General features: G+C 69.9%; 5 protein-coding genes and 1 pseudogene. 2 read left to right on the top strand and 4 right to left on the bottom strand.

The window, feature by feature from the left end; translation table 11 throughout:
* Positions 1-159: 159 nt before the first annotated feature.
* Positions 160-816 (bottom strand): VC0807 family protein, encoded by a 657-nt coding sequence (locus tag ACFWN1_RS31875; RefSeq protein WP_384369779.1) that lies wholly within the window; start codon positions 814-816, stop codon positions 160-162.
* Positions 813-1328, bottom strand: a complete 516-nt coding sequence (locus ACFWN1_RS31870; protein WP_384369776.1) for a MarR family winged helix-turn-helix transcriptional regulator — start codon at positions 1326-1328, stop codon at positions 813-815. Before ACFWN1_RS31870 ends, ACFWN1_RS31875 begins: the two co-directional genes overlap by 4 nt.
* 100 nt (positions 1329-1428) lie before the next feature.
* Between ACFWN1_RS31870 and ACFWN1_RS31865 the strand changes: the two genes are divergently transcribed.
* Positions 1429-2748 carry an FAD-dependent oxidoreductase gene (locus ACFWN1_RS31865; RefSeq protein WP_384369774.1) on the top strand — a complete coding sequence of 440 codons (1320 nt, stop codon included), beginning with the start codon at positions 1429-1431 and terminating at the stop codon, positions 2746-2748.
* 242 nt (positions 2749-2990) lie between these two features.
* Here ACFWN1_RS31865 and ACFWN1_RS31860 read toward each other — a convergent pair whose 3' ends face one another.
* Together ACFWN1_RS31860 and ACFWN1_RS31855 are read right to left on the bottom strand one after the other, a co-directional pair.
* A complete protein-coding gene (locus tag ACFWN1_RS31860; RefSeq protein ID WP_384369782.1) occupies positions 2991-3464 on the bottom strand; it encodes a hypothetical protein in 474 nt (157 codons plus the stop codon).
* A gap of 165 nt (positions 3465-3629) precedes the next feature.
* Positions 3630-3785 (bottom strand): annotated as a pseudogene (locus ACFWN1_RS31855) (helix-turn-helix domain-containing protein); the annotation flags it as partial.
* Positions 3786-4039: 254 nt separating this feature from the next.
* Here ACFWN1_RS31855 and ACFWN1_RS31850 point away from each other — a divergent pair.
* Complete coding sequence (locus ACFWN1_RS31850) at positions 4040-4393, top strand: hypothetical protein (RefSeq protein WP_384369771.1); 354 nt, start codon at positions 4040-4042, stop codon at positions 4391-4393.
* The last annotated feature ends 148 nt before the right edge of the window (positions 4394-4541 follow it).

The following is a 4541-nucleotide window of genomic DNA, read 5'->3' as shown; positions in this document are numbered from 1 at the left end:
CTCGTCGCCCCCGGACGACGAGGCTGCCGGCTTTTCCCGGACCCTCCCGAGACGCCCGCCCCCGACGCTGCGGGCAATTCCGCCGGACCATGCGGTAGCCGCGTCCACGGCCCTCCCTGCGATCGAGGACCCGGCCCGCGCACCGTGACCGGTACGTGCTCAGCCACCGACTCCCGGTGCGCCAGGCTGTGGTTCCGCTGTCGGGGTGGGTGGTCCGGGCTGAAGGCTCACGTAGCGGCGGGCGCGCCATTCGGTGAGGCTGATCAGGGCGAGCAGGGTCGCCGGGGCGAGGATGTTCGTGACGACGACGGCGGCGGTGAGCGGCAGGGTGTAGATCAGCAGGACAGCGACCGCGCCCTCGGTCACCAGGCCGGCCGCCCAGACGAGGGTGAGTCGGCGGTGCACCTGCCGGAATCCGCGGTCGCGGGCCCACCTTAGGTCGAATTGCCCGGGATCGCCGGACAGGTCCCGGCGGATACGTGCGATAAGGGGGCGGCGCAGCAGAAGGCTGAGGACGGCGAACCCGCCGATGGCCGACGTGATGACGAAGTCCTTGGCCAGCTCCAGACGCGCGTCTCCCGTGATCACGGCGACTGCCACGCCCAGCGCGAAGCGCACAAGGACCAGTACACCCAGGGCGGTGAGCTGGTGCCGGCGCAGATACTGACCGCCGAGGATCAGCACGGACACCCCGGACGCTCCGACCAGGGCCCAGACCGGCTGCCAGCCGAGCAGCGTCAGCAGCAGATAGCTGCCGACCGGGACCCCGACGTTCTCCAGGACAGCTCCCAGGAGGCGCAGCAGTGACCGGTTCACGGGGTCTCCTGCACGCCGGAGGCGGGTTCCGGGGTGGAACGGCGCCTGTTGCCGTCGCCGGAGGCGCGCGTGCGACGGGCGGCGGTCAGCTTGTGGAGCAGCGCGGTGAGCATGCCTGCTTCGTAGGAGGCCAGGCCGAGGTTGTCCGGCGCGTTGAACTCGCGCATCGCGCCGGCGGCGGAGGCGAGCACGTTCCGGCCCTCGTCGGTGATCCGCACCGGCACCGGCCTGCCCCGTCCACCGGTTCCCTCGCGCCGCAGCAGGCCGCGTTCGACGAGATCGTTGATGATCGCGGTCATGCTCTGCGGCCGGACCAGTACCCGCCGGGCCAGCTCGGCCTGCAGCAGGCCGGGCGACTCGGTCAACTGGGCCAGGACCCCGAACTGCACGGGGGTGAGCCCGTGGCCGGCGAAGAGTTCGTACAGCTCGCGCGAGAGCGCGTGATACGCCTGCACCACCGCCCACGCCGGCAGCGCGTTCAGCTCGTCAGAATCCGGGCCCGTTTCACTCATCCCGCCAAACTATCAGCTCACTGATAGTTTGAGAGAGGATAAGGCAGGCATTAGTGCACACTAGATCAACCTACTGATTCAGGGGGCCAATGTGCGCGTCATGGTCATCGGAGCGGGCATGGGCGGGCTGGTGCTGGCCCAGGGGCTGCGGAACGCCGGGATCGAGGTGACGGTCCACGAACGGGACACCGCCCTGGAGCAGACGGGGGGCTACCGGCTGCATGTGAATCCCGCCGCGGTGGACGTCCTGCGGCGGCGCCTGCCCACGCCGGTGTTCCAGGCGGTTGTGGCCAGTAGTACGGGACCTGAGTCGTTCCGGCAGTTCGGCGTCCTTGATCACCGGTTGCGGCAGGTGGCGCGGATTCCCCGCGGGCGCGACGGCGAGCACCTGATGATCGGGCGGGTGGCGCTACGGCGGCTCCTCGGCCACGATCTCGCCGAGGTGATCAGGTTCGGGTCTGAGTTCACCGGGCTTGAGCACAACGCCGACGGCACCGTGACCGCGATGTTCGCCGACGGCACCCGGGACACCGCGGATGTCCTCGTCGGCGCGGACGGCGCCCGGTCCCGGGTGGTGGCGGCTCTGGCGGGGAGGTTTACCGCGCGAAAGCTCAAAGCCTTCGGTCTGGCGGGGAAAGCCCCGCTCAGCCGGGAGATCCGGTCGGACCTGCCGTCAGCCCTGCGCTACGGGCCCGCGTTCGCTGTCGCCCCGACCGGTACCGCCGTGTTCCTCACCCTGCATGATCCCGCCACCGCTTCCCCGACACCGCGGGCTCACCAGCGGGTTTCCCCGATCATCGAGGACGGCTACGTGCTGTGGAGCGTCGTCGTGCCAGACCCGGCCGCACTGTCCGCCGCCCCCGCCGCCGAACATGGCCGGCCCGATGTGCTCGCGTCGGCACGCCACCTGCTCACCGGTTTCGCCCCCTGGACGCACACGGTGCTCGACCGGACCGACCCCGCCCAGGCCGGCCGGTTCGACTACTACGCCGCCGATCCCGAAGCCGATCTCACCCCATGGCAGTCCGGCGCGGCCACGGCGATCGGCGATGCCGTGCACGCGATGCCCCCCACCGGCGGGCAGGGCGCCTCCACGGCGATCCGCGACGCCGACCTGCTGATCAGTCAGCTCACCGGCCTCCACGACAGCACCGGGACCCACCCTTGTGCGGGTCCGGAACGGAACCGATCTGGCACCGGCGGCGACACGGTCACAGCGGCACTGCACACGTACCAGCAGAGCATGACCCGCTACGCGGTACCCGCTCTGCGCGAGTCCCTGCAACCTTTGCGCTGGCAACAACGGCTCACCAGCCCCCTCGCCCGGCCACTGCTGCACGCCGTACTCGCGATCACCGGCTCAGCCTCACACCTGCGCCGCACGGCTCCACTCCCGCACCCTTCGGGGCACGGCGGGTGAGATCAGGCAGCAGCAGCGACAGATCAACGTCCAGAGAGATAACGGAGTGCTCGCACCGCTCCGGGGCTCGGCCGACGCCGAACCAGGTCGCGGACCAGAAGGCCACGAAGACGCCCCACCGGTCAGCCCGGTCCAGGCCCTGGGTCTCGACCTTGCGCGAGGCGTACCAGGACCGAGTCCTACCAGGCAGCCGTCACCCTCGCCACACTCCTGATGCGGGCGTGACACTTTGACGTCAATCCCTAGCGAGAGCAGCGGGGAAGCACCGGGCTGTCGTGGGTGCGCACGGCCGGCATCCAGGCGTAGCCGCCGGGTACGTCGTTCAGGCGGACGCGGAACCAGCGCGAGGTGCCTACACCTGTTTCGTCAGCGACTCGGTCTCCCCCGTAGAACACACAGTCGGCGACCAGGACATCGTTGTGCCAGATCCGGTGGTCGACCACGTTGTCGGCGTCGTACTTCTTTCTGGGATCGCGTGCCAGACCCATGCTGCACGCCGGCACATGGTCCTCTCGGGACCGGCAACCGCCCTCAACGTTGAAGACATGCAGGGACACGGCCGCGGCGGTGAGGGAGGAAGGGCCGACCGGCCCACCGGACGAGGCACCGGCTACGGCCATGGCGATCGCGGCCGCCGTGACCGCGACCACCAGGGCCGAGACCGCCAGCAGGACGTTCCTCTTCCAGCTCTCTCCCGCGCCCGACGGCGGGGCCATCGCCGGCACCGCGCTCGGTCGGGGCCTGTCGTCCTGAGAAGCGACCGGCCCGTCAGCCCGCTTCGAGGAGCATTTCGTTGCGTCGGCCAGCGCCCATGAGCGATGGAGCTCCCGCAGTTCCACATTGCTCGCACCACACGCCTTGGCGATCGTGTGTACAGCTCCGTAACCCGGAGGGAGTTTGCTTCCCGCACAGTAGCGATGGAGGCTGGACCGGCTGATGCCAGTCTGCTTGGCCAACGCCTCGAAGCTCACCCCTGCCCGGTCCTTCAGCACCTGCAGCCGAGCGGCGAACTGATCGACTTCCCCCACCTGTGTCATCCCTTCGTGCCGCAGCCGAAGTGCCCGCGCTCCCAGCTGGCACGGCTGCGTCCCATCCCCGTCCCACGGGACACCCAAGTGCACAGTTCACACGCGACTGCGCCATCCCGTCATCCCAGTCGCGCTGACTGTCTTGATTCGTTCCCCCTTCTCCCGCCAGTGTCCCGGTTGCCCAACCGAAACGTCCGAAGTGCACCGCCGGCGGGTCTACGACAGGACTCCGCGCCGCGGCGCACCAGCAGAGGAGAACCAGCATGCGTGTGATGCGTACCACCGCGACCGCTGTCGCGGCACTGGCCCTGGCCGTCGGAGGAGGGCTCGCCACGGCCTCCAGCGCGAGTGCCGCCACACCCTGCCCGAGCGGAGCGTTCTGTATCCGCGAGGCGGACGGCAGCATCCTGAACAAGAACATCTTCTACAGCTACGGCTACCACAACCTGTCGAACGTCACCGGACAGCGTGTGGTCGTCAACAACCAGACCGGCGGCGCCGGCTTCCAGGAGTGCACCGGGTACAACGGCAAGAACTGCTCACCTGTGTACCGCGGCACGGGTGAGTACGCGCCGCTCGACTACACGCCGATCAACTCCGTCGTCCTCGTGAGGTGACCAGCATCGAGGGTGCCCGTGCCGGCGCCCTCGGCACCCGGGCAGCGGTAGCTCCGTTGCGGCGCGCCGTCCCGGCACCGGGCCGGACGGCGCGCGTCGGCCCAGCCCGCATGAGCGCCGCGCGGCCCACCGGGGTGACCCCCGCGCC

The organism is Streptomyces sp. NPDC058459 (assembly GCF_042721685.1).
In the GTDB taxonomy this organism is placed as follows: Bacteria; Actinomycetota; Actinomycetes; order Streptomycetales; family Streptomycetaceae; genus Streptomyces.
The sequence above is the reverse complement of the archived record's forward strand: the minus strand, read 5'-3'. Positions and strand labels throughout refer to the sequence as shown.